This window comes from Candidatus Schekmanbacteria bacterium, from assembly GCA_003695725.1.
Lineage (GTDB): Bacteria > Schekmanbacteria > GWA2-38-11 > GWA2-38-11 > J061 > J061.
Genome location: RFHX01000021.1, coordinates 1 through 3,500 on the forward strand (window position 1 = coordinate 1; position 3,500 = coordinate 3,500).

The window sequence follows — 3,500 nt, forward strand, 5'->3', positions numbered from 1 at the left end:
ATATACCTGTATTCAACTGCAAAGCATAAAAATTTCATTTCATCAGGATTGATAGAATCTTGTTCTACTATAGTCTTCGCCATTCCGCGTCTTTATTTTGTTGTTTTTTTGAATTGCCAAAAGTCTATTTCATAAATTCCCTAAATACTAACTAAAAATTGTAAGAAAGATTATTACGAATAAAATTTAACTCCTTTCTCCAATTGAAAAAACTGTGCAATTCATTTAATTTAGATAAATAAAACAAAAAGGAAAACTATGGTAATATCTTTAATAACTGATTTTGGAAATAAAGATTATTTCGTTGGTGTAATGAAGGGCGTTATTCTATCGATATGTCCCAATACCAATATTGTCGATATAAGCCATGAAATTGAACCTCACAATATAGATGAAGCTGGCTTTGTTATTTCAAAATCCTACAATTTTTTCCCTGCCGGCACGGTGCATTTAGTGGTGGTTGATCCCGGCGTTGGTTCATCAAGAAAAATCCTTATGGCAAAAACAAAGGATTACTTTTTTGTTATGCCTGACAACGGGATTATAAGCTGGATTTTGAAAAATGAGGAAAAGATCGATGTCTTTGAATTAAAAAAAACAAATATCTTAACGGATTCCCCAAGCTCAACTTTTCACGGAAGAGATATAATGGCTCCTGTGGCGGCAAAAATAGCATCAGAGAAAAGTCTAAAAGGTTTAGGAATAAAAACTCAAAACTTTATTAAAACAGACACTGCAATTCCAAAAATCAGCGTCAATAAAATCGAGGGACAGGTCATATATTATGATCATTTTGGTAATTTGATTACAAATATTCATAAAAATGATTATCATAACCTTTGCAAAAATACCGGGAAAAAAGAAGCTTCAATAAAGATAGCAGGTAAAGATATCAAAAAGATTTGCAAAAATTATAGCGAAGGGACAAAGAAAAAATTGAATGCTATTTGGGGAAGCCATGAACATCTTGAATTGTTTCTAAAAGAAGGAAATGCAAAAGCAGACTGCAACATAGACAAAAAAGAAAAGGTTGAAATAATTTTCAAATGCAAAAGTTAAGCTAAAATTCCTGTTTGGAAGGATTCCTGTGAAATCGGCATTCTACCAGCCATCAACAGCCACCGTACGACAAGAATATTCAAGCCAACTGACTGTAATTAGATAAATTAAATTCAAAAAAACCGGTCGGGCAATTTATACCCCTGAATATATTGTTCAGCTTTCATTCGCTTTTTGTTTTCCGGTTGAACTTCAAGCAATTCAACTACTCCACTCCCTGTCGTAATGATCAGTCTTTTGTTTTCTATCCAAATAGAGCCCGGCTCTTTTTCATAGCTGCGCGCCAGTGCCCGGCAGGACCAAATCTTCAATCTTTCTTTTTTCTCACTTGTAAGATAAGTAAATGCCCCGGGCCAAGGATTAGTTCCTCTTACTTGATTTTCTATCTCTTCCGCTTTCCTATGCCAGTTTATCAGTCCATCTTCCTTCTTTAACATAGGCGCATAAGATACAGCACTTTCATCTTGAGGTTGAGGTGTAATTTCGCCTTTTTCCCACTTTCTTATTGTTTCAACAAGAAGGAATGCTCCCTTTTTCATTAACCTGTCAAGCAGTGATGCTGCTGTATCATTAGGACGGATTTCTTCTTTTTCCTGCAGAAGAATATCTCCTGCATCGAGCTCTTTTGCCATCAATTGCGTTGTTACTCCTGTTTCCTTTTCCCCGTTGATAATTGCCCAATTGACAGGTGCGGCGCCTCTATAGCGAGGAAGAAGAGATGCATGAAGATTGATGCATTTCATCGGAGGCAAATTAAGTATCTCTTCTGGCAGAATCTTTCCATAGGCAACAACGACAATCAAATCAGGTGACAAGCCTTTAAGAGTTTCAAAAAAAGATGGTTCCTTAATTTTCTCCGGTTGGAATATTTTAATGCCTTTTTCCAATGCATAAGGTTTAAGAGGCGGAGAAACAATCTTTCTGCCTCGCCCGGCAGGCCTGTCCGGTTGAGTTATGACTGCTTCAATATGAAAACCTTCATCAACAAGTTTTTTAAGGCAGAGAAGAGCACCTTCAGTGCTTCCCATAAAGATTATCTTCATCAATCCTTCTGCATCTTTCTTAACTTCATCTTTATAAGCTCTTTTTTTATCTTGCTCACTCTGTCGATAAAAAGCTTTCCATTGAGGTGGTCAACCTCATGCTGAATTACTCTGCTTAAAAGCCCTGATGCCTCAAATTCTATTTCCTTTTCATCGAGGGTTACCGCTCTAACGATAATCTTGTCGGGTCTTACAACCTTCTCAGAAATATTCGGCACGCTTAAACATCCTTCCTCAAAAACTTCATTCTCTCCATCAACAAACTCAATTTCAGGATTTATTAGCTTATATACTTCTCCCTTTTCCCCTTCCCGTTGTCCAGTATCAAGTACAATCAAGCGGATATTTTTCCCAACCTGCGGTGCGGCAAGCCCTATTCCGGGGGCATCGTACATAGTCTCAAGCATATCATCAACAAGCTTGGCTATTTCTCCATCTATATTCTCTATGGGTGTTGACTCTGTCCTCAAAATCCTTGATGGATATTTTACAATCTCTAACACAGACATTAATATCTTCCTCTAAAAAGTTTGAAGAAATCAGTTTAAAAAAACTCCAATTCCTTCCTCTATACTCTTTACTTCTATACAAGTATCTTTGCAATAGCCAAAAGGCCTGTCATTCACAATTCCATAAACAGAAATTGGATAGCTGTCAATTATTCCTGAAATAAGGTCTCTTTCACATGCAACAGCAACTACTGCTTCAGGTTTTTCTTCGGCAATAATATTCCTCGCTTCAGTGCCTCCTCTCGCCATTGCTACTCTAATCTTTTTACTCATATCTGAATCAATCAGTTTATTTAATACACAACTTCCGCATCTAATACAGTTGTCAAGATTCCTCGAGAGCTTAACATTGCACTCTGACCTTTGGAGGCAATGAGGGACAAGCAGAAGAAGTTTTTCTGGTGGCACCTTTTTACCCTTCAATACAACTAATTTATTGTTAATCTCTATAAGCGCCTGCTCAAGTCTCTCCTGAGAAACTTTAAAAATCTTTCCACAGCTAATCAATACAGGAAAGAGCAGTTTCAAATAAATGCTTCGCAAGCGACAGCTAAAAGGAATAGAAAGGTCAAATATAATCCCTGCAAAAAGGAAAAAAAAGATTAGAGCTAAAACCAAAATTACTGTGATAAAAGAGAGATTTAAAACAGCAAAGTATTCACTCGATGATGGTGAATTGTATAATTCAAAAATCAAAAAAGCGCACAAAATCAACACACCTATTATAAGAGCGCACAATGAAGAAATGAGCACCTTATTGCTTCTGTCTATTTTTATCATATAAGTCATAAATAAAATCTTATTATTTTTACTTATATATCCTCTTTTTCAATAACTATTCAATATGTGCGGCATAGTCAAGACATTGAATATGCACAGGAAGTATACC

At 36.2% G+C, this 3,500-nt stretch carries 4 protein-coding genes; 1 reads left to right on the forward strand and 3 read right to left on the reverse strand.

Annotation, left to right across the window (positions count from 1 at the left end; translation table 11 throughout):
• Positions 1–258: 258 nt before the first annotated feature.
• Positions 259–1,059 carry a hypothetical protein gene (locus D6734_00895; GenBank protein ID RMF98021.1) on the forward strand — a complete coding sequence of 267 codons (801 nt, stop codon included), beginning with the start codon at positions 259–261 and terminating at the stop codon, positions 1,057–1,059.
• A gap of 113 nt (positions 1,060–1,172) precedes the next feature.
• On the opposite strand, the gene D6734_00900 is transcribed toward D6734_00895, so the two are convergent.
• From D6734_00900 to D6734_00910, 3 genes are read right to left on the reverse strand one after another with little or no spacing between them, the layout of a single operon-like run.
• A complete protein-coding gene (locus tag D6734_00900) occupies positions 1,173–2,102 on the reverse strand; it encodes a methionyl-tRNA formyltransferase (protein ID RMF98022.1) in 930 nt (309 codons plus the stop codon).
• Positions 2,102–2,611, reverse strand: coding sequence for a peptide deformylase (gene def / locus D6734_00905; GenBank protein RMF98023.1), 510 nt, complete (start codon positions 2,609–2,611; stop codon positions 2,102–2,104). Before def ends, D6734_00900 begins: the two co-directional genes overlap by 1 nt.
• 30 nt (positions 2,612–2,641) lie before the next feature.
• Positions 2,642–3,400: a DUF116 domain-containing protein gene (locus D6734_00910; GenBank protein RMF98024.1), complete on the reverse strand. Its 759-nt coding sequence runs from the start codon at positions 3,398–3,400 to the stop codon at positions 2,642–2,644.
• Positions 3,401–3,500: the final 100 nt, after the last annotated feature.

Excerpts from the sequence above, each read along its gene's own strand:
- D6734_00895 (RMF98021.1), top strand. The coding sequence starts at position 259 with ATGGTAATATCTTTAATAACTGATTTTGGAAATAAAGATTATTTCGTT.
- D6734_00900 (RMF98022.1), bottom strand. The coding sequence starts at position 2,102 with ATGAAGATAATCTTTATGGGAAGCACTGAAGGTGCTCTTCTCTGCCTT.
- def (RMF98023.1), bottom strand. The coding sequence starts at position 2,611 with ATGTCTGTGTTAGAGATTGTAAAATATCCATCAAGGATTTTGAGGACA.
- D6734_00910 (RMF98024.1), bottom strand. The coding sequence starts at position 3,400 with ATGACTTATATGATAAAAATAGACAGAAGCAATAAGGTGCTCATTTCT.